This is a genomic window from Pseudomonas fluvialis, from assembly GCF_014207935.1.
Taxonomy (GTDB): Bacteria; Pseudomonadota; Gammaproteobacteria; order Pseudomonadales; family Pseudomonadaceae; genus Aquipseudomonas; species Aquipseudomonas fluvialis_A.
The window spans coordinates 925,474-950,455 of record NZ_JACHLL010000001.1; the positions used below are offsets into that span (position 1 = coordinate 925,474).

Annotated in this window: 24 protein-coding genes; 4 read left to right on the top strand and 20 right to left on the bottom strand. The window is 59.4% G+C overall.

What is annotated here, in order from left to right; translation table 11 throughout:
* Positions 1 to 104: 104 nt before the first annotated feature.
* The 19 genes from glmU to rpmH form a co-directional block, all read right to left on the bottom strand.
* Positions 105 to 1,463 (bottom strand): bifunctional UDP-N-acetylglucosamine diphosphorylase/glucosamine-1-phosphate N-acetyltransferase GlmU, encoded by a 1,359-nt coding sequence (gene glmU, locus HNP49_RS04255; RefSeq protein ID WP_184680876.1) that lies wholly within the window; start codon positions 1,461 to 1,463, stop codon positions 105 to 107.
* A 96-nt stretch (positions 1,464 to 1,559) separates the two neighbouring features.
* Positions 1,560 to 1,979, bottom strand: coding sequence for a F0F1 ATP synthase subunit epsilon (locus HNP49_RS04260; protein WP_184680877.1), 420 nt, complete (start codon positions 1,977 to 1,979; stop codon positions 1,560 to 1,562).
* Positions 1,980 to 2,020: 41 nt separating this feature from the next.
* Positions 2,021 to 3,397 carry a F0F1 ATP synthase subunit beta gene (gene atpD / locus HNP49_RS04265; RefSeq protein ID WP_184680878.1) on the bottom strand — a complete coding sequence of 459 codons (1,377 nt, stop codon included), beginning with the start codon at positions 3,395 to 3,397 and terminating at the stop codon, positions 2,021 to 2,023.
* A 30-nt stretch (positions 3,398 to 3,427) separates the two neighbouring features.
* Complete coding sequence (atpG, locus tag HNP49_RS04270; protein WP_184680879.1) at positions 3,428 to 4,288, bottom strand: F0F1 ATP synthase subunit gamma; 861 nt, start codon at positions 4,286 to 4,288, stop codon at positions 3,428 to 3,430.
* Positions 4,289 to 4,338: 50 nt separating this feature from the next.
* Positions 4,339 to 5,883: a F0F1 ATP synthase subunit alpha gene (atpA, locus tag HNP49_RS04275; RefSeq protein ID WP_184680880.1), complete on the bottom strand. Its 1,545-nt coding sequence runs from the start codon at positions 5,881 to 5,883 to the stop codon at positions 4,339 to 4,341.
* Between the two features lie 21 nt (positions 5,884 to 5,904).
* Positions 5,905 to 6,441, bottom strand: a complete 537-nt coding sequence (locus HNP49_RS04280) for a F0F1 ATP synthase subunit delta (RefSeq protein WP_184680881.1) — start codon at positions 6,439 to 6,441, stop codon at positions 5,905 to 5,907.
* A 12-nt stretch (positions 6,442 to 6,453) separates the two neighbouring features.
* Complete coding sequence (locus HNP49_RS04285) at positions 6,454 to 6,924, bottom strand: F0F1 ATP synthase subunit B (protein ID WP_184680882.1); 471 nt, start codon at positions 6,922 to 6,924, stop codon at positions 6,454 to 6,456.
* 54 nt (positions 6,925 to 6,978) lie between these two features.
* Positions 6,979 to 7,236 (bottom strand): F0F1 ATP synthase subunit C, encoded by a 258-nt coding sequence (atpE, locus tag HNP49_RS04290; RefSeq protein WP_003097235.1) that lies wholly within the window; start codon positions 7,234 to 7,236, stop codon positions 6,979 to 6,981.
* A gap of 90 nt (positions 7,237 to 7,326) precedes the next feature.
* On the bottom strand, positions 7,327 to 8,196 hold the full coding sequence (gene atpB / locus HNP49_RS04295; RefSeq protein ID WP_184680883.1) for a F0F1 ATP synthase subunit A: 870 nt from the start codon (positions 8,194 to 8,196) through the stop codon (positions 7,327 to 7,329).
* Between the two features lie 16 nt (positions 8,197 to 8,212).
* A complete protein-coding gene (locus HNP49_RS04300) occupies positions 8,213 to 8,617 on the bottom strand; it encodes a F0F1 ATP synthase subunit I (protein ID WP_371915504.1) in 405 nt (134 codons plus the stop codon).
* A 148-nt stretch (positions 8,618 to 8,765) separates the two neighbouring features.
* Positions 8,766 to 9,638, bottom strand: coding sequence for a ParB/RepB/Spo0J family partition protein (locus HNP49_RS04305; RefSeq protein ID WP_184680884.1), 873 nt, complete (start codon positions 9,636 to 9,638; stop codon positions 8,766 to 8,768).
* An 8-nt stretch (positions 9,639 to 9,646) separates the two neighbouring features.
* Complete coding sequence (locus HNP49_RS04310) at positions 9,647 to 10,435, bottom strand: ParA family protein (RefSeq protein ID WP_184680885.1); 789 nt, start codon at positions 10,433 to 10,435, stop codon at positions 9,647 to 9,649.
* A gap of 12 nt (positions 10,436 to 10,447) precedes the next feature.
* The gene (gene rsmG / locus HNP49_RS04315; protein ID WP_409372518.1) at positions 10,448 to 11,092 is read right to left on the bottom strand and encodes a 16S rRNA (guanine(527)-N(7))-methyltransferase RsmG; all 645 of its coding nucleotides are present in this window, start codon (positions 11,090 to 11,092) and stop codon (positions 10,448 to 10,450) included.
* Complete coding sequence (gene mnmG / locus HNP49_RS04320) at positions 11,092 to 12,984, bottom strand: tRNA uridine-5-carboxymethylaminomethyl(34) synthesis enzyme MnmG (RefSeq protein WP_184680887.1); 1,893 nt, start codon at positions 12,982 to 12,984, stop codon at positions 11,092 to 11,094. Before mnmG ends, rsmG begins: the two co-directional genes overlap by 1 nt.
* 474 nt (positions 12,985 to 13,458) lie before the next feature.
* Positions 13,459 to 14,826, bottom strand: a complete 1,368-nt coding sequence (mnmE, locus tag HNP49_RS04325) for a tRNA uridine-5-carboxymethylaminomethyl(34) synthesis GTPase MnmE (protein ID WP_184680888.1) — start codon at positions 14,824 to 14,826, stop codon at positions 13,459 to 13,461.
* A gap of 73 nt (positions 14,827 to 14,899) precedes the next feature.
* Positions 14,900 to 16,570 (bottom strand): membrane protein insertase YidC, encoded by a 1,671-nt coding sequence (gene yidC, locus HNP49_RS04330; RefSeq protein ID WP_184680890.1) that lies wholly within the window; start codon positions 16,568 to 16,570, stop codon positions 14,900 to 14,902.
* 2 nt (positions 16,571 to 16,572) lie between these two features.
* Positions 16,573 to 16,818 carry a membrane protein insertion efficiency factor YidD gene (gene yidD / locus HNP49_RS04335; protein ID WP_184680892.1) on the bottom strand — a complete coding sequence of 82 codons (246 nt, stop codon included), beginning with the start codon at positions 16,816 to 16,818 and terminating at the stop codon, positions 16,573 to 16,575.
* Positions 16,811 to 17,215 carry a ribonuclease P protein component gene (gene rnpA, locus HNP49_RS04340; RefSeq protein WP_184680893.1) on the bottom strand — a complete coding sequence of 135 codons (405 nt, stop codon included), beginning with the start codon at positions 17,213 to 17,215 and terminating at the stop codon, positions 16,811 to 16,813. The genes yidD and rnpA overlap by 8 nt, the downstream gene beginning before the upstream one ends.
* A 13-nt stretch (positions 17,216 to 17,228) precedes the next feature.
* Entirely contained in the window at positions 17,229 to 17,363 is a 135-nt protein-coding gene (gene rpmH / locus HNP49_RS04345) for a 50S ribosomal protein L34 (RefSeq protein WP_021702523.1), read from the bottom strand.
* 503 nt (positions 17,364 to 17,866) lie between these two features.
* On the opposite strand from rpmH, the gene dnaA reads away from it, so the two are divergent.
* From dnaA to gyrB, 4 genes are read left to right on the top strand one after another with little or no spacing between them, the layout of a single operon-like run.
* Positions 17,867 to 19,348 carry a chromosomal replication initiator protein DnaA gene (gene dnaA / locus HNP49_RS04350; RefSeq protein ID WP_184680895.1) on the top strand — a complete coding sequence of 494 codons (1,482 nt, stop codon included), beginning with the start codon at positions 17,867 to 17,869 and terminating at the stop codon, positions 19,346 to 19,348.
* Positions 19,349 to 19,384: 36 nt separating this feature from the next.
* Entirely contained in the window at positions 19,385 to 20,488 is a 1,104-nt protein-coding gene (gene dnaN / locus HNP49_RS04355) for a DNA polymerase III subunit beta (RefSeq protein WP_184680897.1), read from the top strand.
* A 10-nt stretch (positions 20,489 to 20,498) separates the two neighbouring features.
* Positions 20,499 to 21,593: a DNA replication/repair protein RecF gene (gene recF, locus HNP49_RS04360; RefSeq protein ID WP_184680899.1), complete on the top strand. Its 1,095-nt coding sequence runs from the start codon at positions 20,499 to 20,501 to the stop codon at positions 21,591 to 21,593.
* A 2-nt stretch (positions 21,594 to 21,595) separates the two neighbouring features.
* Positions 21,596 to 24,016: a DNA topoisomerase (ATP-hydrolyzing) subunit B gene (gene gyrB, locus HNP49_RS04365; protein ID WP_184680901.1), complete on the top strand. Its 2,421-nt coding sequence runs from the start codon at positions 21,596 to 21,598 to the stop codon at positions 24,014 to 24,016.
* A 178-nt stretch (positions 24,017 to 24,194) separates the two neighbouring features.
* Here gyrB and HNP49_RS04370 read toward each other — a convergent pair whose 3' ends face one another.
* On the bottom strand, positions 24,195 to 24,974 hold the full coding sequence (locus tag HNP49_RS04370; RefSeq protein WP_184680903.1) for a 1-acyl-sn-glycerol-3-phosphate acyltransferase: 780 nt from the start codon (positions 24,972 to 24,974) through the stop codon (positions 24,195 to 24,197).
* Positions 24,975 to 24,982 lie beyond the last annotated feature (8 nt).

The window sequence follows — 24,982 nt, forward strand, 5'->3', positions numbered from 1 at the left end:
AAGATAATGACGCGAATCAAAACCTAAGCTGACGACAAGGTCAACCCGGAAAACGACAAAAGGCGGCCTGAGCCGCCTTTTACCTGCCCCTAGGGCCTTGCTTGTTACTGCTTGGTCGGACGCTTCCAGCCTTCGATATTGCGCTGTTTGGCACGGCCAACCGCCAGAGCCTTGGCCGGTACGTCCTGGGTCACGGTGGAGCCGGCCCCGGTGGTAGCGCCATCGCCCAGGGTCACGGGCGCAACCAGGGAGCTGTTGGAGCCGATGAAAACGTCCTCGCCCATCACCGTCTTGAACTTGTTAGCACCGTCGTAGTTGCAGGTAATGGTGCCGGCACCGATGTTGGTGCGCGCGCCAATCTCGGCATCGCCGAGATAAGTCAGGTGACCGGCCTTGGCACCCTCACCCAGGACGGCATTCTTCAATTCGACGAAGTTGCCGACATGGGCTTTCGCACCCAGCTTCGCGCCCGGACGCAAACGGGCAAACGGACCGCAGTCAGCACCCTCACCCAGCTCGGCGCCATCCAGGTGGCTGTTGGCTTTGACGATGGCGCCCCGGCGCAAGGTGGAATCCTTGATCACACAGTTGGGGCCGATCGAAACAAAGTCCTCGATGATGACCTTGCCTTCGAGGATCACGTTGATGTCGATCTGCACATCGCGGCCAACAGTCACCTCGCCACGCAGGTCGAAGCGGGCCGGGTCCAGCAGGGTCACACCCTGAGTCATCAGGCGGCGGGCGGCACGCTGCTGGTAGTAGCGCTCCAGTTGCGCCAGCTGGATGCGGTCGTTGGCACCCAGTACTTCCATTTCTTCCTGCGCGGTTTCGGTGGCCACCACCAGGCCATCGGCCACAGCCATGGCAATCACGTCGGTCAGGTAGTACTCACCCTGGGCATTGCTGTTGGACAGACGACCCAGCCAATCGCCCAGGCGCTTGCCCGGTACGGCGAGAATGCCGGTGTTGCCTTCGCGAATGGCACGCTGGGTTTCCGTGGCGTCCTTGTGCTCGACAATGGCCTGTACCACGCCGGCCTGGTCACGAATGATGCGGCCATAGCCGGTGGGATCGGCCAGCTGAACGGTGAGCAGGCCCAACTGGGTGTCAGTGGCCTGTTCCAGCAGCCGGCCGAGGGTCTCGACCCGGGTCAGCGGCACATCACCGTAAAGAATCAGTACCTTGTCCGCCTCGATATGCGGCAATGCCTGCGCCACGGCGTGGCCAGTGCCAAGTTGTTCGGCCTGCAGGACAAAGTCGACATCGTCCGCCGCCAAGCGCTCACGGACCAGTTCCGCACCATGGCCGATCACCACATGGATCTTGCGCGGTGAGAGCTGACGAGCCGTGTCGATCACATGGCCGAGCATGGATTTCCCTGCTACCGGGTGCAGCACCTTGGGCAGTGCCGAGCGCATGCGCGTGCCCTGGCCAGCCGCGAGAATGACGATATCGAGAGACATGACGACTTCCTGAATTCCCTGGAACGGGTAAATGACAGACAAGAAAAAGGGTAGCCAAGGCTACCCTTTTTCCTTCACTACGCTTGTAGCCGTGTATCAGTAGCGGTTACGCAGCTGACGCACGGTACGCAGCTGAGCAGCAGCTTCCGACAGACGAGCCGCAGCAGAACCGTAGTCGAACTCGGCACCCTTGGAGTGCAGAGCCTTCTCGGCATCTTGCAGCGACTGCTGGGCAGCTGCTTCATCGAGATCGGCTGCGCGAATCACGGTGTCGGCAAGAACCTTGACCATGTTCGGTTGCACTTCGAGGAAGCCACCGGAGATGTAGAACACCTCCTGCTCGCCGCCCTGCTTGATCACGCGGATCGGACCCGGCTTGAGATCAGTGATCAGCGGCGCGTGACCCGGAGCGATACCCAGATCACCCAGATTGCCGTGCGCAACCACCATCTCCACCAGACCGGAGAACATCTCCGCTTCGGCGCTGACGATATCGCAATGGACTGTTATGGCCATACGCTTGCCTCACGAGCGCCCGTTGCCGGGCGCACAGGGGATTACAGTTTCTTGGCTTTCTCGATGGCTTCTTCGATGCTGCCAACCATGTAGAACGCCTGCTCCGGCAGGTGATCGTAGTCACCTTTCAGAATGCCGCTGAAACCAGCGATGGTGTCCTTCAGGGAAACGTACTTGCCTGGCGAACCGGTGAAGACTTCGGCCACGAAGAACGGCTGAGACAGGAAGCGCTGGATCTTACGCGCACGGGATACGAGCTGCTTGTCGGCTTCCGACAGTTCGTCCATACCCAGGATCGCGATGATGTCCTTCAGTTCCTTGTAACGCTGCAGCACGTACTGCACGCCACGCGCGGTCTCGTAGTGGTCAACACCAACAACCAGCGGATCGAGCTGGCGGGAGGTGGAGTCCAGCGGATCCACGGCCGGGTAGATACCCAGGGAAGCGATGTCACGGGACAGTACGACGGTGGCGTCCAAGTGGGCGAAGGTGGTCGCCGGGCTCGGGTCGGTCAGGTCGTCCGCAGGTACGTATACGGCCTGTACCGAGGTGATCGAGCCGTTCTTGGTGGAGGTAATACGCTCCTGCAGAACGCCCATCTCTTCGGCCAGAGTCGGCTGGTAACCTACTGCGGAAGGCATACGGCCCAGCAGTGCGGATACTTCGGTACCGGCGAGGGTGTAACGGTAGATGTTGTCGACGAACAGCAGAACGTCACGGCCTTCGTCACGGAACTTCTCGGCCATGGTCAGGCCGGTCAGTGCCACGCGCAGACGGTTGCCTGGCGGCTCGTTCATCTGGCCGTAAACCAGGGCCACTTTGTCGAGAACGTTGGAATCCTTCATCTCGTGGTAGAAGTCGTTACCCTCACGAGTACGCTCACCCACACCAGCGAACACGGAATAACCGCTGTGTTCCATGGCGATGTTACGGATCAGTTCCATCATGTTTACGGTTTTGCCTACACCGGCACCACCGAACAGACCGACCTTACCACCCTTGGCGAACGGGCAAACCAGGTCGATAACCTTGATGCCGGTTTCCAGCAGCTCGTTGCCGCCAGCTTGCTCGGCATAGGACGGCGCAGCGCGGTGGATTTCCCACTGCTCTTCTTCGCCAATCGGGCCGGCTTCGTCAATCGGGTTGCCCAGTACGTCCATGATCCGGCCCAGGGTCGCTTTACCGACCGGTACGGAGATGGCTTTACCAGTGCTGGTCACGTCCAGACCACGCTTCAGACCTTCGGTCGAACCCATGGCGATGGAACGAACCACACCGTCGCCCAGCTGCTGCTGAACTTCCAGGGTGGTTTCGGCGCCGACTACTTTCAGCGCTTCATAGATATTCGGCACTTGATCACGCGGGAATTCCACGTCGATAACGGCGCCGATGATTTGAACGATACGTCCGCTACTCATCTTTGGTTCCTCTGAATATTTGAACCGTTCTTAAACCGCGGCAGCGCCGCCGACGATTTCCGAAATTTCCTGGGTGATCGCAGCCTGACGAGCCTTGTTGTAGATCAACTGCAACTCTTTGATCAGATCGCCAGCGTTGTCGGTGGCGTTCTTCATCGCGATCATCCGCGCCGCTTGTTCAGCAGCGATGTTCTCAACCACGGCCTGGTAAACCTGCGACTCCACATAACGCACCATCAGGCCGTCGAGCAGCTGTTTGGCGTCGGGTTCGTACAGGTAGTCCCAGTGGTGCTTGAGTTCAGCTTCCGGAGTCGCCACCAGCGGAACGAGTTGTTCCACAGTCGGCGTTTGCGTCATGGTATTGATGAACTTGTTCGAGACCACGGACAGACGATCGATGCGACCTTCGAGGTAAGCATCGAGCATGACCTTGACGCTACCGATCAGATCGTTGATCGACGGTTCGTCGCCCAGGTGGCTGATCGCAGCAACGACGTTGCCACCAAAGTTGCGGAAGAATGCCGCACCCTTGCTGCCAACCACGCAGAGATCGATCTCCACGCCTTGCTCACGATTGCTCGACATGTCCTTGACCAGAGCCTTGAACAGGTTGGTATTCAGACCACCGCACAGACCACGGTCCGAGCTCACCACGATATAACCGACACGCTTGATTTCACGGTCGATCATGAACGGGTGGCGGTATTCCGGGTTGGCGTTGGCCAAATGACCAATTACCTGGCGGATACGCTCCGCGTAGGGACGGCTCGACGCCATGCGCATTTGAGCTCTGCGCATTTTGCTGACCGCCACCTTTTCCATGGCGCTGGTGATCTTCTGCGTGCTTTTGATGCTCGCAATCTTGCTGCGAATCTCTTTTGCGCCTGCCATTTGACACCTATCAGGTTAGCAAGCGGGGATCTTGCGACCCCCGCTGCGGCTTACCAGGTTTGGGTGGCCTTGAACTTCTCGATGCCAGCTTTCAGCTGAGCGTCGATATCGTCATTGAAGTCGCCCTTCTCGTTGATCTTCGCCATCAGAGCGGCGTTCTCACGGTTGAAGTAGGCGATCAGGGCCTGCTCAAAGCTGATGATCTTGGCGACTTCGACGTCCACCAGGAAGCCACGCTCGGCGGCGTACAGCGACAGAGACATCTCAGCGATGGACATCGGCGCGTATTGCTTCTGCTTCATCAGCTCGGTAACGCGCTGACCATGGTCAAGCTGCTTACGGGTGGCTTCGTCCAGGTCAGAAGCGAACTGGGCGAAAGCCGCCAGTTCACGGTACTGAGCCAGAGCGGTACGGATACCACCGGAGAGCTTCTTGATGATCTTGGTCTGAGCAGCACCACCCACGCGGGATACCGAGATACCGGCGTTGACCGCCGGACGCAGACCCGAGTTGAACATGGACGATTCCAGGAAGATCTGACCGTCGGTGATGGAGATCACGTTGGTCGGAACGAATGCGGAAACGTCACCAGCCTGGGTTTCAATGATCGGCAGAGCGGTCAGGGAACCGGTTTTGCCAGTCACAGCGCCGTTGGTGAACTTCTCGACGTACTCTTCGGAAACGCGGGAAGCGCGCTCCAGCAGACGGCTGTGGAGATAGAACACGTCGCCCGGGTAAGCTTCGCGGCCCGGCGGACGGCGCAGCAGCAGGGAGATCTGACGGTAGGCCACGGCCTGCTTGGACAGGTCGTCGTACACGATCAGGGCGTCTTCACCGCGGTCGCGGAAGTATTCGCCCATGGTGCAGCCGGCGTACGGTGCAATGAACTGCAGGGCAGCCGATTCGGAAGCCGAAGCAGCAACCACGATGGTGTTGCCCAGAGCACCAGCTTCTTCCAGCTTGCGTACCACGTTGGCGATGGTCGATTGCTTCTGACCAATGGCGACGTAGACGCAGCGGATGCCGCTGTTCTTCTGGTTGATGATGGCGTCGATGGCCAGAGCGGTCTTACCGATCTGACGGTCACCGATGATCAGCTCGCGCTGGCCACGGCCTACCGGGATCATGGCATCGACCGACTTGTAACCGGTCTGTACCGGCTGGTCGACCGACTTACGCCAGATCACGCCCGGTGCAACCTTTTCAACAGCGTCGGTAGCGACGTTGTTCAGCGGGCCTTTGCCGTCGATCGGGTTACCCAGTGCGTCAACGACGCGACCCAGCAGTTCCGGACCAACCGGAACTTCGAGGATGCGGCCGGTGCACTTGGCGCTCATGCCTTCGGCCAGCGACTGGTAGGCACCCAGAACCACAGCACCGACGGAGTCGCGCTCAAGGTTCATGGCCATGCCATAGACGCCGCCCGGGAACTCGATCATTTCGCCGTACATAACATCGGCGAGACCGTGAATACGCACGATACCGTCAGACAGGCTGACGATGGTGCCTTCGTTACGGGCCTGGGAAGAGACGTCGAGTTTCTCGATACGTCCCTTGATGATTTCACTAATTTCGGAAGGATTGAGTTGCTGCATTGCTCTGCTGCCCCTTCAAACTCAAGATTTCAACGCTTCGGCCAGTTTCGCGATTTTGCCGCGAACCGAGCCATCGATAACCAGGTCGCCCGCGCGGATGATGACACCACCGATAAGGGTGGAGTCTTCCGCAGCGTGCAGACGCACTTCTCGGCTGAGCCGTGCGCTGAGAACCTTGGCGAGTTTGTCTTGCTGTTCTGTGCTCAATGCGAAGGCACTGGTAACTTCCACGTCTACCGATTTTTCCTGCTCGGCCTTGAAGACCTCGAACAGGGCGGCAATCTCCGGCAACAGCAGGAGACGCTCATTTTCGGCCAGCACGTGGATGAAATTCTGTGCCTGGGCGTCGAACTTGTCGCCAACTACCTCGTTAAAGGTATTGGCCTTTTCTACGCTCGTCAGACGCGGGGCCTTGAGCACCTGCTGCAGGGTTTCGTCTTGCGAAACCGCAGCAGCCAGACTCAGCACGGCCGACCAGGAGGCCAGCTGCTGATTTGCCTGGGCGTGCTCAAAAGCTGCCTTAGCGTAAGGTCGGGCCAACGTGGTCAGTTCTGCCATGATCGCCCTCGCTTAAATTTCGGCGGCCAGTTTGTTAACCAGCTCCGCGTGCGCGTTTTGATCGATACTGGCACCCAGGATCTTCTCAGCACCGGTGACGGCCAGAGCACCCAGTTGGGCACGCAGGGCGTCTTTAACGCTGTTCAGTTCCTGTTCGATCTCGGCTTGAGCTTGCGCCTTCAGGCGCTCGCCTTCGGTGCGGGCCTGATCGCGAGCTTCGTCGACGATCTGGGTAGCACGCTTCTTGGCTTGCTCAACGATTTCGGCTGCCTGTGTCTTGGCTTCGCGCAGTTGCTGACCCACTTTCTCTTGGGCCAGCTCCAGGTCACGAGCCGCACGGTTGGCAGCGTCCAGGCCATCAGCGATCTTCTTTTGACGTTCGCGCAAAGCAGTAATGACCGGCGGCCATACGAACTTCATGCAGAACAGTACAAAAACGAAGAAGGCAACGGCCTGGCCAATCAGGGTTGCATTAATGTTCACGCCAACACCTCGCTCGTTCGTTGTTCGTCACACCAATCACTCGAAAACGAGTGATTAGCCGGCGATTTGACCAACGAAGGGGTTCGCGAAGGTGAAGAACAGGGCGATACCCACACCGATCATGGTCACGGCGTCGAGCAGACCAGCCACGATGAACATTTTAACTTGCAGCATCGGAACCATTTCCGGCTGGCGAGCAGCGCCTTCCAGGAACTTGCCGCCCAGCAGGCCGAAGCCAATGGCAGTACCCAGAGCGCCCAGACCGATCAGCAGGGCAACAGCAATCGCGGTGAGACCAACTACAGTTTCCATTTTTCCTCCCGACTTTTTACGTCGTATTGGTTAGGGGTTTTCAAAGTGAAGCGGTAAAGCTTTTTTGTTACCTAAAGGGGCAGGAGCCCCTTAGTGGTTGTCTTCGTGCGCCATTGCCAGGTAGACGATGGTCAGCATCATGAAGATGAAGGCCTGCAGGGTGATGATCAGGATGTGGAACACCGCCCACGCCCAGTTCAGCGCAACACCCAGGGTGCTGAGCAGGAACATGCCACTGCCGAACATCACGGCAATCAGGATGAAGATCAGTTCGCCGGCATACATGTTGCCGAACAGACGCAGGGCCAGCGAAATCGGCTTGGCAACCAGAGTCACGAACTCAAGCAGGAAGTTCACCGGGATCAGCAGGATCTGAAGGGCAATGTTCTTGCTGCTGAACGGGTGCAGAGTCAGTTCGGCCAAGAAACCGCCAATACCCTTGACCTTGATGCTGTAGAACACGATCAGGGCAAATACGGAGAAGGCCAGACCCAGGGTAGCGTTCGGGTCGGTGGACGGCACCACGCGGAAGAACAGGTGCGGATCACCAGTCAACTTGGCAGCCAGCATCGGCAGGAAGTCCACCGGCACCAGGTCCATCAGGTTCATCAGGAAGATCCAGACGAAGATGGTCAGGGCCAGCGGTGCAATCAGCGGGTTGCGCGCATGGAAGGTGTCTTTCACGCTGCCATCGACGAATTCGACGACAACTTCAACGAAGTTCTGCAAGGCTCCCGGCTGGCCGCTGGTGGCACGCTTGGCGGCCATGCGGAACAGCAGGATGAAGATCAGGCCGAGCGCCAGGGACCAGCCCAGGGTGTCGACGTGAAAAGCCCAAAAGCCCATTGCCTTTGCTTCAGCTGCAGTGTGGGCGAAGCCCCAGTCACCATTCGGCAGTTGCCCGTAAGTCAGGTTCTGCAGGTGGTGCTGGATATAGCCCGAAGCGGTTTGTTCTGCCATGTTTGCCTCAAACGCTCTAAGGTCTCGAAAGTTTGCCCATCAGCAGGGGGGCGAACCAGCTGACCATCAGGGTCAGCAGGTATGTACCGAAGAGAGCCGGCACATCCAGTGGTTTCACTCCTGCAAACGCCAGCGTGAACAACGCTGCCGTCAGAATCAGTTTGCCGGCTTCACCCGCGTAGAAAGAACGGACGATTTCCCGGGCTGCCCGCGCTCCGCGGTAACGAAACGCCTTGTGGGCAAAGTACGCATTCGGCAGCAGCGCAATCAGGCCACCTGCCACGCCGGAATAACCGGCTACATGCCCACGCAGTCCATACAGGGCCAAGGCTGCACTCAGCAGCACACACAACTGGACGAGCAACAAGCGAATCGCTGGTGATCGATGGAAGGGCAGGCTATCTGGCTTGCGGGTTCCCATCGTGCTCACAGTCCTCTCTGTCGGCCGGTTAAGTCTGCAACTTGGCATACTTTGTGCCGACAAAATTGCGCGCAGAGTATAGGTGGCTAACCCCCCCTATTCAACTGCTGACGCACTATTTCCGATCATTCGCCGGTTGGTGCATTTGTTAGCGAATGTGAGCCAGTACGCCCTGCAGCTCATCCAGCGAACTGTAGCGAATGACCAGTTGCCCTTTGCCCTTCTGGCCGTGCTTGATCTGCACCGGAGAGCCCAGTTTCTCGGCCAGGCGCTGTTCCAGACGGGTAATGTCCGGATCGGCCTTGAGCTTCTCCACGGGCTGGCTTTTGCTGTTCAGCCACTGACGGACAAGCGCCTCGGTCTGTCGCACAGTCAGGCCACGTGCGACAACGTGCCGCGCACCTTCCACCTGCTGTTCCAGTGGCAAACCCAGCAGGGCACGGGCGTGGCCCATTTCCAGGTCACCGTGGGAAAGCATGGTCTTGATCTCTTCCGGCAGGGCGATCAGGCGCAGCAGGTTGGTCACTGTCGCCCGCGATTTGCCCACTGCATCGGCGACCTGCTGCTGGGTCAGCTCGAACTCCTGCTGCAGACGCTGCAGGGCGACCGCCTCCTCAACCGGATTGAGATCCTCGCGCTGGATGTTTTCGATCAGCGCCATGGCAATAGCCGCTTCATCGGGCACTTCACGGACCATGGCCGGAATCTTGTCCAGCCCGGCCTGCTGGCTGGCACGCCAGCGACGCTCACCGGCGATGATCTCGAAGCGGCCGGCGCCAATGGGGCGCACCACGATCGGCTGCATCACGCCCTGAACCTTGATCGAGTTGGCCAGCTCTTCCAGTGCCTGCGGATCCATGTCACGGCGCGGCTGGTATTTGCCACGCTGAATCAGGTCCAGCGGCAGGTGCTGCAGCTCGCGGCTGTCGACCTTGGTCGCTTCTTCTTCCAGGGTCGCCGGGCTGGAACCGCCCAGCAGCGCGTCGAGCCCGCGCCCGAGTCCGCGTTTCTTGATGGCCATGGCTTTCCTTAAGCGGGAACTGAGTTGGCTTTGCTGCGCTGACGGCGAACCACTTCGCCGGCCAGCGCCAGATAGGCAAGGGCGCCGCGCGACTGCTTGTCGTAGACCAGCGCCGGCATGCCATAGCTGGGTGCTTCGGCCAGGCGCACGTTGCGCGGGATGACCGCGTCGTACAGCTGGTCGGCGAAATGCTGCTTGAGTTGGGCGCTGACATCGTTGGTCAGGCCGATGCGCGGATCGTACATGGTGCGCAGCAGGCCCTCGATCTTCAGCGTCGGGTTCAGACGCTCGGCAATGCGCTGCACGCTGTTGAGCAGATCGGATAGCCCTTCGAGTGCGTAGTACTCGCACTGCATGGGAATGATCACGCCATCGGCGGCAACCAGGGCATTGACCGTGAGCATCGATAGTGCCGGCGGGCAGTCGATGAGGATGAAGTCGTAGTTGTCGCGGATCGGCTTGAGCGCTTCGCGCAGACGTTGCTCCTTGCCAGGCATATCCAGCAGCGCGACTTCCGCCGCGGTAAGGTCGCGGTTGGCCGGCAACAGCTGGTAGCCGCCATGCTCGGAAAACTGCATGGCATCACCAACCGAACATTCGCCGATCAGTACGTCGTAGATCGAATGGTCAAGGGCCTGCTTGTCGACGCCGCTGCCCATGGTGGCATTGCCCTGCGGGTCGAGGTCGATCAGCAGCACGCGGCGCTTGGTCGCCACCAGCGAAGCGGCCAGATTGATGCAAGTGGTGGTCTTTCCCACCCCGCCTTTCTGGTTGGCGATTGCGAACACCTTGGCCATGCTGCTTCTCCCTTAAATCGTGCGGCGCAGTATCAGCAGATGGCGCTGACCTTGGCAACCGGGAACCTTGAGCACATGACAGTGCTCGACGCGGAAGTCCTGCGGCAGTGCCTGCAGCTCGTCATCCGGTTGCACGCCCTTCATTGCCAGCCACTGCGTAGCGCCGTTGCCGAGGTGACGGGTCCAGTTACTGAAGTCTTCCAGAGAGCTGAAGGCCCGCGAGCAGATGCCGGCAAAAGGCTGTTCCGGCTGGAAGGCTTCGACCCGGGCATGCACCACCTGCAGGTTGTCGAGCTTGAGCTCGAGTTTGACCTGAGTGAGGAAGCGGGTCTTTTTGCCGTTGGAGTCGAGCAGGGTGAACTGCCGCTCGGGAAACAGGATGGCCAGCGGAATGCCCGGCATGCCACCACCACTGCCGACGTCCAGCCAGGTGTCACCGCCGGCCGCCACGTAAGGCACCACCGACAGACTGTCGAGCAGGTGACGCGAGACCATTTCGTCCGGGTTGCGCACGGCGGTCAGGTTGTAGGCCTTGTTCCACTTGATCAGTAGCGCTAGGTAGGCCAGCAGCAGTTCCTGCTGACGCTCGCTGAGCGTTACACCCAACGTGGCAGCGCCCTGCTGCAGTTCGGCGGCGTGTTGTGCGGTGACCGACATCAGGCGCGCTGCTCCAGCTGGCGGCCGGCGCCGCGTTTTTTCAGGTGGATCAGCAGCAGCGAGATCGCCGCCGGGGTCACGCCTGGAATCCGTCCGGCCTGACCGAGAGTTTCCGGACGGGCATTGCCGAGCTTGTGCTGAATCTCCTTGGACAGCCCGGAGATACCGGCATAGTCGATATCAGCCGGCAGACGGGTGTTTTCACTGGCGCGCAAACGCTCTATCTCTTCCTGCTGGCGATCGATGTAGCCGGCGTACTTGGTCTTGATCTCGACCTGCTCGGCAACCTGGGCATCCACCTCGGCATCGCCGGTTACCTCAACCAGGCTGGCGTAATCGATTTCCGGACGCGACAGCAGGTTGAGCAGGTTGTACTCGTGAGCCAGCGGCGTACCGAAACGTGTGGCAATGGCATCGCCCTGCGGTGTGCCCGGGCGTACCCAGGTGCTCTTCAGACGTTGCTCTTCACGGACGATGCCTTCGCGCTTGGCTTCGAAGGCGGCCCAGCGTTCATCATCGACCAGGCCGAGCTCACGGCCCTTCTCGGTCAGACGCAGGTCGGCATTGTCCTCGCGCAGGATCAGACGGTACTCAGCGCGCGAGGTGAACATGCGGTAGGGCTCTTGAGTGCCGAGCGTGATCAGATCATCCACGAGAACGCCGATGTAGGCCTCGTCACGCCGCGGGCACCAGCTTTCCTTGCCCTGCGCTCGCAGTGCCGCATTGGTACCGGCCAGCAGGCCCTGGGCGCCGGCTTCTTCGTAACCGGTGGTGCCGTTGATCTGCCCGGCAAAGAACAGCCCGCCGATGACCTTGGTCTCCAGGCTGTACTTGAGGTCGCGCGGATCGAAGTAGTCGTATTCGATCGCGTAGCCTGGGCGGACGATGTGCGCGTTCTCCATACCACGGATGGAACGGACGATCTCCAACTGCACATCGAACGGCAGCGAAGTGGATATACCGTTCGGGTACAGCTCGTGGGTGGTCAGGCCTTCCGGCTCGAGGAACACCTGGTGGCTGCTCTTGTCGGCGAAGCGATGGATCTTGTCTTCGATCGACGGGCAATAACGCGGGCCAATGCCCTCGATCACCCCGGAATACATCGGAGAGCGATCGAGGTTGCTGGCAATGATCTCGTGGGTACGCGCATTGGTGTGGGTGATCCAGCAGCTGACCTGCCGCGGATGCTCCTCACGCGAGCCGAGGAACGACATGACCGGGATCGGCGTGTCGCCCGGCTGCTCGGTCATCACCGAGAAATCCACCGAGCGGCCATCGATGCGCGGTGGTGTACCGGTCTTCAGACGACCCACGCGCAGAGGCAACTCGCGTAAACGCTTGGCCAGGGCAATCGAGGGCGGGTCGCCTGCACGGCCACCGGAATAATTCTGCAAGCCGATATGAATCAGACCGGCAAGGAAGGTGCCGGCCGTGAGCACGACGCTTTCGGCATGAAAGCGCAGGCCCATCTGGGTAATCACGCCTTTGACCTGATCGTGTTCGACGATCAGATCATCACAGGCCTGCTGAAATATCCACAGGTTGGCCTGGTTTTCCAGAATCTCGCGGACAGCCGCCTTGTACAGCACGCGGTCGGCTTGTGCGCGGGTGGCACGTACGGCTGGGCCCTTGCGACTGTTCAGCACGCGGAACTGGATGCCACCCTTGTCGGTCGCGCGCGCCATGGCGCCGCCCAGAGCATCGATTTCCTTGACCAGATGGCTCTTGCCAATCCCGCCGATCGCCGGGTTGCAGCTCATCTGGCCCAGCGTTTCCACGTTGTGGGTCAGCAGCAGGGTTTTCACACCCATGCGTGCGGCTGCCAGTGCCGCTTCGGTGCCGGCATGGCCGCCACCGATCACGATCACATCAAAACGGGAAGGGAAATCCACCACGCACCTCGTGCCTGTTCTGAAGGGGGCTTTTGATTGAAAAGCGGGAAGGCCGAACAGTATAGGGACTTCACGCTGTGGACAGAAGCCTTCTGGACAAAAAACAACCAGCTCTTGCTGGTGCTCTTAAAAGATTTAAAGAAGAGTTTTTCTTTTAAAGACTTATTTTTATGTTTATTTCTTTAGAGGCACTTTTCTGTGGATAGATCGCTGTAGAGCTCACCATTCAAGGGATTCATCCTGAAATAACCCTGCGTATAACCGGCCTTGAGCCTTTGGGAAAAGCGTCCTGAACCTGTGGATGGAATAGCTACTTATGCACAGCAACCCTTATCCACTTTTTCATACCGGGCTTATCCAGCCATCTTATGGTCCCTTATCCACAGGGCTTGCCCGTCATTAGAGAGGCGAAAACACGCCTTGCACGAGAATGCAGAGCGTCAGCTGAGTCAGATGAAGTGAATGCAGTCGGCGTTATTTGCCGATGCAGAAGCTGGAGAAGATCCGCCCGAGCAGGTCGTCGGGGGTAAAGGCGCCCGTGATCTCGCCCAATGCCTGCTGAGCCATGCGCAGGTCTTCGGCCAGCAGTTCGCCAGCGCCCAGGACCGTGAGTTGCTCACGGCCATGTTCGATGCTCGCCGAAGCCTGCTGCAGGGCCTGCAAGTGCCGACGGCGGGCGCTGAAGCTGCCCTCGCTGGTTTGCTCGTAGCCCATACAAGCCTTGAGGTGCTCACGTAGCAGATCCAGCCCCTCCAGTCCGCGTGCGCTGAGGGTCAGCGTGACATGGCCATCGGTGCAGGTTTCCAGATCGACGGTCTCGCCCGAGAGATCCGCCTTGTTGCGGATCAGGGTGACCTTGTGCGGATCGGGGCGCTGCTCGAGAAACTCCGGCCACAAGGCAAAGGGATCATCGGCCTCGGGGGCTGTGGAATCCACCACCAGCAGAATACGATCGGCCTCGCCAATGGCCTTGAGCGCCCGCTCGACACCGATTCGTTCAACCTGATCATTGGTATCGCGCAGTCCTGCTGTATCCACCACGTGTAACGGCATACCATCGATGTGGATATGTTCGCGCAGGACATCACGGGTGGTGCCGGCGATATCGGTGACGATGGCGGCTTCTCGTCCGGCCAGGGCATTGAGCAGGCTGGATTTACCGGCATTCGGGCGGCCGGCGATGACCACGGTCATGCCATCGCGCAGCAACGCGCCCTGCCCGGCTTCACGCAGCACACCGGCGAGTTCCTGGCGTACGGCATCCAGCTGCGACAGCACATGGCCGTCGGCGAGGAAATCGATTTCCTCTTCAGGAAAGTCGATCGCCGCCTCGACGTAGATACGCAAGCCGATGAGCTTTTCGGTCAGGGCGTGGACGCGCCGGGAGAACTCGCCTTGCAGTGAGCGCAGTGCATTGCGCGCGGCCTGTTCCGAGCTGGCTTCGATCAGGTCGGCAATGGCCTCGGCCTGAGCCAGGTCGAGCTTGTCGTTGAGGAAGGCTCGTTCGCTGAATTCACCGGGACGCGCCATGCGCGCGCCTAGTTGCAGGCAGCGGCGCAGCAGCATATCGAGTACCACAGGCCCGCCATGGCCCTGCAGCTCCAGGACATCTTCACCGGTAAAAGAGTGCGGGCCGGGGAAGAACAGCAGCAAGCCTTCATCCAGCACGTCGCCACTGTCGGCGAACAGCGGGCCGTAATGGGCGTAGCGGGGCTTGGGTTCGCGCCCGCCGAGAGTGATCGCCATGGCACGGGCCCGTGGGCCAGAGACGCGGATAATGCCGACACCGCCACGACCTGTAGCGGTGGCGACAGCGGCGATGGTGTCCTGGTTGGGATTCATGGCGCGCTCCCTGAATGCGAATGGCGGATAGCAAGACGCCCCACGAGGGGGCGTCTTTTCAGCAGTTGGTGAATCAGGCGGTTTTCGCGGCCTGTTCGATCTGCCGGGTAATGTACCACTGCTGGGCAATGGACAGGATGTTGTTGACCACCCAGTACAGCACCAGACCAGCCGGGAACCACAGGAAGAAGAAGGTGAAGATCACCGGCATCAGCTTGAGCACCTTGGCCTGCATCGGGTCCGGCGGCGTCGGGTTGAGCTGCTGCTGAATGAACATGGTGGCACCCATGATCAACGGCAGGATGAAGAACGGGTCCTTGATCGACAGGTCGACGATCCAGCCCAGCCAAGGGGCCTGGCGCATTTCCACGCTTTCCAGCAGCACCCAGTAGAGGGCCAGGAACACCGGCATCTGCACCAGAATCGGCAGGCAGCCACCCAGCGGATTGATCTTCTCCTTCTTGTACAGCTCCATCATGCCTTGCGACATTTTCTGACGGTCGTCGCCGTACTGCTCTTTCAGAGCCTGCATCTTCGGCGCTACTGCACGCATGCGCGCCATGGACTTGTAGCTGGCGGCGGAGAGCGGGAAGAAGGCCAGTTTGATGATGATGGTCAGGGCAATGATCGACCAGCCCCAGTTACCGAAGATGCTGTGGATATGTTCCAGCAGCCAGAAGATCGGTTGGGCGATAAACCAGAGGAAGCCGTAGTCGACGGTCAGCTCCAGACCGGGAGAGAGCTTGCCCAGGTTGTCCTGATCCTTCGGACCTGCATACAGGGTCGCACCGACTTCGGCCTTGCCACCCGCCGGAATGTTCAGGGCCGGAGCGGTATAGCCGATGATGTAGTTGCCCTGGGCATCCTTGCGGGTCATGACCTGATTGGTCTGATCCTTGTCGGCAATCCAGGCAGTGACGAAGTAGTGTTGCAGCCAGGCAACCCAGCCGCCCTGCACGCTTTCCTTGATCGCTTTGTCGTCCATGTTATCCAGCGAAACCTTCTTGTAAGGCTCGTCGGCTGTCCACAGTGCGGCGCCCAGGTAGGTGGCGGTGCCGGTAGCGGTAGTCGAGGACGGGTCGGCGCTGTTGTCGCGCTTGATCTGGGCAAACAGGCTGCCTGTCCAGGGTTGGGCGCTCTGGTTGTCGATCAGGTAGCGAACGGCGAAATCGTACTGCCCGCGCTTGAAGGTGAAGCGCTTGATGTAGTTGACCCCGGCTTCGCTGAAGCGTAGATCGACCACCAGTTGGTCCTTACCTTCATTGAGGCTGTAACTGCTGGCTTCGCTGCTGTATAGCGGGCGGCCGGTAGAGCGCGCATCCGGGCCATTGGCGCCGGTCAGGCCGCTCTGCGCCAGGTAGGTACGCTCGTTACCGTTGTCGAACAGCTGGAACGGCACGTCCTTGTACTGCAGGCTGCGCGGAAACTTCGGCAGGCTCAGCTGCACGACATCACCGCCGAGCGGATCGATGGCCAGGTTGAGTACGTCGGTCTTCACATTGATCAGGGCAGTATTGGTGCTGACCGCGGCCTGAGGAACCACACTGCCTTCGTTGCTGGCCGGCGGCACATCGGCCGAAGCCTGACCTGCTGCGGTGGTGTCCGGCAAATTGCTGGCCGGAGCACTGGTGGTGGTTTGTGCAGTCGGCATGACCGGCTGGCCGTAGTCCTTGTTCCACTGGAGAACCATCAGGTAGGACACGACTGCCAGGGCGACGATCAGGATCGAGCGTTGGATATCCATGATTACTCGGCCATCGAAGAGGATCGGGAAGTGGGTGCGGCTGGAACCGGATCATAACCGCCCGGATTCCAGGGGTGGCAGCGGCCGAGGCGACGCACGGCGAGCCAGCTGCCACGCAGGAAACCATGAGTCTCGATGGCTTCTTGGGCGTAGCAGGAACAACTGGGATAGAAACGACAGTGACTGGCCATCAACGGGCTGATGGCATAGCGATAGAACTGGATCGGGGCAATCGCCAGTTTACGCATGGTCAGATCCAGCCTGACGGGCAACGGCAGGGTTTTCCGGTTTGCTGCGGCTTCGCGACAAGCGCTTCCAGAGTTTGCTGAAGTGTTGGCTGAGTTCGGCGTTTTCCGCGTCAGCCAGGCCCTTGCGAGCAACCACGACAATATCAAAACCGGACAACTGGTCCTGGTTCAGACGAAGTGATTCACGAATCTGGCGCTTGATGCGATTGCGTTCAACGGAGAGCTTGACGCTCTTCTTGCCGATCACCAGACCCAGACGGGGATGATCGAGACCGTTGTCGCGAGCGAGGATCAGCAGGTTCTTACCGGGAACCTTGCCGGTGGGTGAATCGAAGACTGCCTTGAATTGCCGAGGAGTCAGCAGGCGCTTTTCCCGGCCGAAGCCCCGATTCACCACCCGTTCCGGACTATCAGACGGTCAGGCGCTTGCGGCCCTTGGCGCGACGACGCGACAGGACGGCACGACCGTTCTTGGTGGCCATGCGTGCGCGGAAACCGTGAACGCGAGCGCGCTTCAGAGTGCTGGGTTGGAAAGTGCGTTTCATGTTGATTTACCTGAAAGTTCACTGGTGGCCAGTGGGCCCCCGGTTCAAAGAGCACGCGATTCTAGAGAAATGTGCCGGCAAGGTCAATTTCTCATCCGCTTTGGCTTTGATTAATAGATAAAAGGTTTTTCTCTTTGAAAAAGAGCTTGATGTTATAGAGCTTAATGGTGATCGCAGTTTCTGTGGGTAAGTCACCCAAGAGCCCATGATTACTGGTTTTCAGAGCAGGATAAAAGGGTGTTAAAGCTGAGCATGGGCTGTGCCGAGCCTGCTGGAAAGCTGGGGATGAAAGGCCGTTTTATCTACAGGCGGTTTTGGCGGCTTTTTTTGCACAGCTTTTCAGGGGGAGCTCAGGCGGCCTTATCCACAGCCTTCATTACTTATTGATTTCCTGAATAAAGCCTTGATTTTACTTGGCGTTGCCGCCCATTCGGGTGTGGATAACTACCCCTGCGCAGGGCTACAATGGCGGCTGTTTTTTGCCTTGTCCTGGGGGATGGTCCGTGTCTGTGGAACTTTGGCAGCAGTGCATCGAGCTTTTGCGCGACGAACTGCCGGCCCAGCAATTCAACACCTGGATCCGTCCTTTGCAGGTAGAAGCCGCGCCGGATGAGTTGCGCGTGTTTGCACCTAACCGCTTCGTGCTCGACTGGGTCAACGAGAAGTACCTGGGGCGTCTGCTGGAGCTACTGGGCGAGCGCGGTAACGGCAGTGTGCCGGCCTTGTCGTTGCTGATCGGCAGCAAACGTGCGGCGGCTCCCAAGGTGGCAGCAGTAGCGCTTCCTAATAATGAAACGCCGGTTACGCCAGCCTCTACCAATGTGCAGCCCACTGTGACCGTGGTGCGTGGCGAGACGCCGGGTGCCGATGAAGCTGCCGCGCGTGGCGAGGATCCGCTGCAGGCTGCGCCCAAGCAGCCGGTGCGCAGTGAGCGTGAAGTTCAGGTTGAAGGTGCGCTCAAGCACACCAGCTACCTTAATCGTACCTTTACCTTCGAGAATTTTGTCGAGGGTAAATCCAACCAGTTGGCCCGTGCCGCGGCCTGGCAGGTGGCGGACAATCCCAAGCACGGTTACAACCCGCTGTTCCTTTATGGGGGCGTCGGCCTGGGCAAGACCCACCTGATGCATGCCGTGGGTAACCACCTGCTGAAGAAGAACCCGAATGCCAAGGTGGTCTACCTGCATTCCGAGCGTTTTGTGGCTGACATGGTCAAGGCCCTGCAGCTCAACGCGATCAACGAGTTCAAGCGCTTCTACCGTTCGGTCGATGCGCTGCTGATCGACGACATTCAATTCTTCGCCAAGAAAGAGCGGTCTCAGGAAGAGTTCTTCCATACCTTTAACGCCCTGCTCGAAGGCGGCCAGCAGGTGATTCTCACCAGCGACCGCTACCCGAAGGAAATCGAAGGCCTTGAAGAGCGGCTGAAATCGCGTTTCGGTTGGGGGCTGACGGTGGCGGTCGAACCGCCCGAGCTTGAAACCCGCGTGGCGATCCTGATGAAGAAGGCCGACCAGGCCAAGGTCGATCTGCCCCACGATGCAGCTTTCTTCATCGCCCAGCGCATTCGTTCCAACGTGCGTGAGCTGGAAGGTGCTCTCAAGCGGGTAATCGCTCACTCGCATTTCATGGGACGGCCGATCACCATCGAACTGATTCGCGAGTCGCTCAAGGACCTGTTGGCGCTGCAGGATAAATTGGTCAGTATCGACAATATCCAGCGCACCACGGCCGAGTACTACAAGATCAAGATTTCCGATCTGCTGTCCAAGCGTCGTTCGCGCTCGGTGGCACGTCCGCGTCAGGTCGCCATGGCTTTGTCCAAGGAACTGACCAACCATAGCCTGCCGGAAATTGGCGATGCCTTTGGTGGACGCGACCACACCACAGTGCTGCATGCCTGTCGTAAGATTGCCGAGCTGAGGGAATCTGACGCGGACATCTGTGAAGACTACAAGAATCTGTTGCGAACCCTGACTACCTGATTCCAACACTTACGCCTTGAGGCAAGGGACTAGACCATGCACTTCACCATTCAACGCGAGGCCCTGTTGAAACCCCTGCAACTGGTCGCGGGCGTCGTGGAACGCCGGCAGACCCTGCCGGTGCTGTCCAATGTGCTGCTGGTGGTCGAAGGCCAGCAGCTGTCACTGACCGGTACTGACCTGGAAGTCGAGCTGGTGGGTCGGGTCACTCTGGAAGAGCCTGCCGAAGCTGGCGAGATCACCGTGCCGGCGCGCAAGCTGATGGACATCTGCAAGAGCTTGCCGAGTGATGCGCTGATTGATATCCGCATCGACGAGCAGAAGCTGCTGGTGAAGGCCGGTCGCAGCCGATTCACCCTGTCGACGCTGCCGGCCAATGATTTCCCCACCGTCGAAGAAGGCCCGGGTTCGTTTACCCTGAACCTGCCGCAGGCCAAGGTACGTCGCCTGATCGAACGCACCAGCTTTGCCATGGCTCAGCAGGATGTTCGTTACTACCTCAACGGCATGTTGCTTGAAGTCAGTACCGGTGTACTGCGTGCGGTCGCCACCGACGGTCACCGCCTGGCCATGTGCTCGATGCAGGCCGAGATCGAACATGAAGGCCGTCACCAGGTCATCGTGCCACGCAAGGGTATTCTCGAGCTGGCCCGCCTGCTCACCGAACAGGAAGCCGAAGTTGGCATCGTCCTCGGCCAGCACCATATCCGTGCGACCACGGGCGAGTTCACCTTCACGTCCAAGCTGGTTGATGGCAAGTTCCCGGATTACGAGCGTGTACTGCCGCGCGGCGGTGACAAGCTGGTGATTGGTGAGCGTCAGTCGCTGCGTGAAGCGTTCAGCCGTACGGCCATTCTCTCCAACGAGAAGTACCGCGGCATCCGCCTTACTCTCGCTGCCGGGCTGCTGAAAATTCAGGCCAACAACCCGGAGCAGGAAGAGGCTGAAGAAGAGGTGGCCGTCGACTACAGCGGCGGCAATCTGGAAATCGGCTTCAACGTTAGTTACCTGCTCGATGTACTCGGCGTGATGACCACCGATCAGGTGCGTCTGACCCTGTCCGACTCCAACAGCAGTGCGCTGGTACAGGAAGCCGGCAACGACGACTCCGCGTATGTCGTCATGCCGATGCGTCTCTGATCCTCACTGAATGTCCCTCACCCGTGTTTCCGTCACCGCGGTGCGCAATCTGCACCCGGTGACGATCTCCCCCTCCCCCCGCATCAACATCCTCTTTGGCGCCAATGGCAGTGGCAAGACCAGTCTGCTTGAGGCTGTGCATTTGCTCGGGCTGGCCCGCTCCTTTCGCAGCACCCGCTTGCAACCGGTTATCCAGCACGAGCAGGTTGGCTGTACCGTGTTCGGTCAGGTGTACCAGGAAGATGGTCGTCTGAGCAATCTGGGCGTTGCGCGTGAGCGTGAGGGGGAGTTTCAGATTCGTATCGACGGGCAGAATGCGCGCAGTGCGGCGCAACTGGCCGAGATCCTGCCGATCCAGTTGATCAACCCCGACAGCTTCCGTTTGCTGGAAGGCTCGCCAAAGGTGCGTCGGCAGTTTCTCGACTGGGGTGTGTTCCACGTGGAACCACGTTTTCTTCAGGCCTGGCAGCGCCTGCAGAAAGCCCTGCGCCAGCGGAACTCGTGGCTGCGGCATGGTAAACTGGACGCCGTTGCGCAGGCAGCCTGGGACCGTGAACTCTGTGCTGCCAGCGACGAGCTAGATGGTTATCGGCGCAGTTATATCCAGGCACTCAAACCGGAGTTTGAGGCAACGCTGGCTCAGTTGATCGAGCTGCCGGAACTGACCCTGAGTTACTACCGGGGCTGGGATAAGGAGCGGGATCTGCAGGATGTTCTGTCTGCCAGCCTGCAACGGGACCAGCACTTGGGCCATACCCAGGCCGGGCCTCAACGTGCCGACTTGCGTCTGCGTCTTGGTAGTCATAGCGCGGCAGATATTCTCTCGCGTGGTCAGCAAAAGCTGGTGGTCTGTGCGCTGCGCATTGCCCAGGGGCATCTGCTCAATCAGGCCAAGAAGGGCCGTTGTGTTTATCTGGTCGACGATCTTCCTTCGGAACTCGACGATCAGCACCGCCAAGCGTTGTGTCGCTTGCTGGAAGATTTGCAATGTCAGGTATTCATCACCTGCGTTGACCAAGAACTATTACAGGATGGCTGGCGCACGGATACGCCGGTCGCCATGTTCCACGTGGAACAAGGTCGAATTACACCAGTGGGAGTGTAGGCATGAGCGAAAACAACACGTACGACTCGACAAGCATCAAGGTGCTCAAAGGTCTGGATGCCGTACGCAAACGCCCGGGCATGTACATCGGTGATACCGACGATGGCACCGGCCTGCACCACATGGTGTTCGAAGTGGTGGATAACTCCATCGACGAAGCGCTGGCCGGGCACTGCTCCGAAATCAGCATCACCATTCATACCGACGAGTCCATCACTGTCCGCGATAACGGTCGCGGTATCCCGGTGGACATGCACAAGGAAGAAGGTGTCTCGGCAGCAGAGGTCATCATGACCGTCCTGCACGCTGGCGGTAAGTTCGACGACAACAGCTACAAGGTCTCCGGTGGCCTCCACGGCGTGGGCGTCTCGGTGGTCAACGCGCTCTCCAAAGAGCTGATCCTGACTATTCGTCGCAGCGGCAAGATCTGGGAACAGACCTACGTCCATGGTGTACCGCAAGCTCCGCTCGGCCCGGTTGGCGATAGCGAGGGTACCGGCACGCAGATTCACTTCAAACCGTCGGACGAGACCTTCAAGAATATTCACTTCAGCTGGGACATCCTGGCCAAGCGTCTGCGCGAACTGTCCTTCCTCAACTCCGGCGTTGGCATCGTCCTCAAGGATGAGCGCAGCGGCAAGGAAGAGCTGTTCAAGTACGAGGGTGGTCTGAAGGCATTCGTTGAATATCTCAACACCAACAAGACCATCGTCAACCAGGTGTTCCACTTCAATATCCAGCGCGAGGAAGATGGCGTGGGTGTCGAGGTGGCGCTGCAGTGGAACGACAGCTTCAACGAGAACATCCTCTGCTTCACCAACAACATTCCGCAGCGCGATGGTGGCACCCACCTGGCGGGCTTCCGCTCTGCCCTCACCCGTCACCTGAACAACTACATCGAGGCCGAAGGTCTGGCGAAGAAGTTCAAGATTGCCACGACCGGTGATGACGCCCGTGAAGGTCTGACCGCCATCATCTCGGTCAAGGTGCCGGATCCGAAGTTCAGCTCGCAGACCAAGGACAAGCTGGTTTCCAGCGAAGTGAAAACCGCGGTCGAACAGGAAATGGGCAAGTATTTCGCCGACTTCCTGCTGGAAAACCCCAACGAAGCCAAGGCCGTGGTCGGCAAGATGATCGATGCCGCCCGTGCTCGTGAAGCCGCGCGCAAGGCCCGCGAGATGACCCGTCGCAAGGGCGCTCTGGATATTGCCGGCCTGCCTGGCAAACTGGCTGACTGCCAGGAAAAAGACCCGGCGCTGTCCGAACTGTACATCGTGGAAGGGGACTCCGCGGGCGGCTCTGCCAAGCAGGGGCGTAACCGCAAGACCCAGGCGATCCTGCCGCTCAAGGGCAAGATCCTCAACGTGGAAAAAGCCCGTTTCGACAAGATGCTCTCCTCCCAGGAAGTCGGCACGCTGATCACCGCCCTCGGCTGTGGTATCGGGCGCGAGGAGTACAACATCGAGAAACTGCGTTACCACAACATCATCATCATGACCGACGCCGACGTCGACGGTTCGCACATCCGTACCCTGCTGCTGACCTTCTTCTTCCGTCAGCTGCCGGAACTGATCGAGCGTGGCTACATCTACATCGCCCAGCCTCCGCTGTATAAGGTCAAGAAGGGCAAGCAGGAGCAGTACATCAAGGACGACGAGGCCATGGATGAATACATGACCCAGTCGGCCCTGGAAGACGCCAGCCTGCACGTCAACGAAAGCGCCCCGGGCCTGTCCGGTGCTGCGCTGGAGCGCTTGGTCAACGATTACCGTGCGGTGATGCGCACCCTCAAGCGCCTTTCACGCCTGTACCCGCAGGATCTGACCGAGCACATGGTCTATCTGCCGCGCGTCAGCGTCGAGCAGTTGGGTGACCAAGCCGCCATGCAGGGGTGGCTGGATGGCTTCAGCGCCCGCCTGAAGAACGTCGAGCGTTCCGGTCTGAACTACAACGTGAGCCTGCGTGAAGACCGCGAGCGTCACCTGTGGTTGCCAGAGGTGGAGCTGATCGCCCACGGCCTGTCCAACTACGTCACCTTCAATCGCGACTTCTTTGCTAGTAACGATTACAAGACCGTTACCACTCTGGGCGAGCAGCTGAACAACCTCCTCGAGGACGGTGCCTATGTGCAGCGCGGTGAGCGCAAGAAGCCGGTCACGACCTTCAAGGAAGCGCTCAACTGGCTGATGACGGAAAGCACCAAGCGCCACAACATTCAGCGCTATAAGGGTCTCGGTGAGATGAACCCGGAACAGCTGTGGGAAACCACCATGGATCCGAACGTGCGCCGTATGCTCAAGGTGACCATCGAAGACGCGATTGCAGCGGACCAGATCTTCAACACCCTGATGGGCGATGCCGTAGAACCCCGCCGTGACTTCATCGAGAGCAACGCCCTGGCGGTGTCCAACCTCGATGTCTGATGGGTTATCGCTGTAAATAAAAAACCGGCCTTGAAGGGCCGGTTTTTTTATTCCAGAAAAGACTTATGCACTTTTCAACTGTTTCAGACGTTTGAATAAAAAGCTTTTAAAGTCAGTGTCTTGCTTAAGGTGATAGCACTTTGCTGTTTTTTCCTGCACAGCTTATCCACAGAACCGATCAAACGCTGTCGGCAACCTCTTCCCGCTCGGGTGTGCTCAGCGGCTGATAGCCGTCGATGCGTTGCTGCTGCTCTGCTACCCATTGCTGGGCGCGGTCGTTGAGTTCGGCAATGGCGCGTGGACCTGTACCACTGGCGTGCATCAGTGGGCCTATGACCACCTGCACGGTTCCCGGTGTTTTCCCCCAGCCCTGTTTGGGCCAGAAGCGACCGGCATTGTGGGCAATCGGCAATACCGGCAGGCTGGCGTTCACGGCCAGTGCTGCACCACTGCGGGAGAACTTGCCCATCTGCCCCACCGGCACGCGGGTGCCCTCGGGAAAAATCAGCACCCAGGCCCCCTGCTGCAGGCATTCATGGCCGCGCTGAGCGACCTGTTTGAGGGCCGCTTTGGGATTACTGCGATCAATGGCGATCGGCTTGAGCATGGCCATGGCCCAGCCGAAGAAAGGGACGTAGAGCAGTTCGCGCTTGACCACCTGCGACAGCGGTTCAAACAGGGCAGAAAGGTAGAAGGTTTCCCAGGTGCTCTGGTGTTTGGCCAGGATCACACAGGGTTGCGGTGGGATGTTTTCCAGGCCGCTGACTTCGTAGCGAATACCGACGATGACCTTGCTCAGCCACACGGCGCAGTGGCACCAGGCCTGGTTGATCAGGCGATAGCGCGCGCGGAACGGCAGGAACGGCGCGATGAAGAAGCACAGCGTGCACCAGATCAGAGAGCTGGACGACAGCAGCAGGTAGAAGAGGAAGGTCCGTATCGCCTGCAATGCTGTCATGGTGCGTC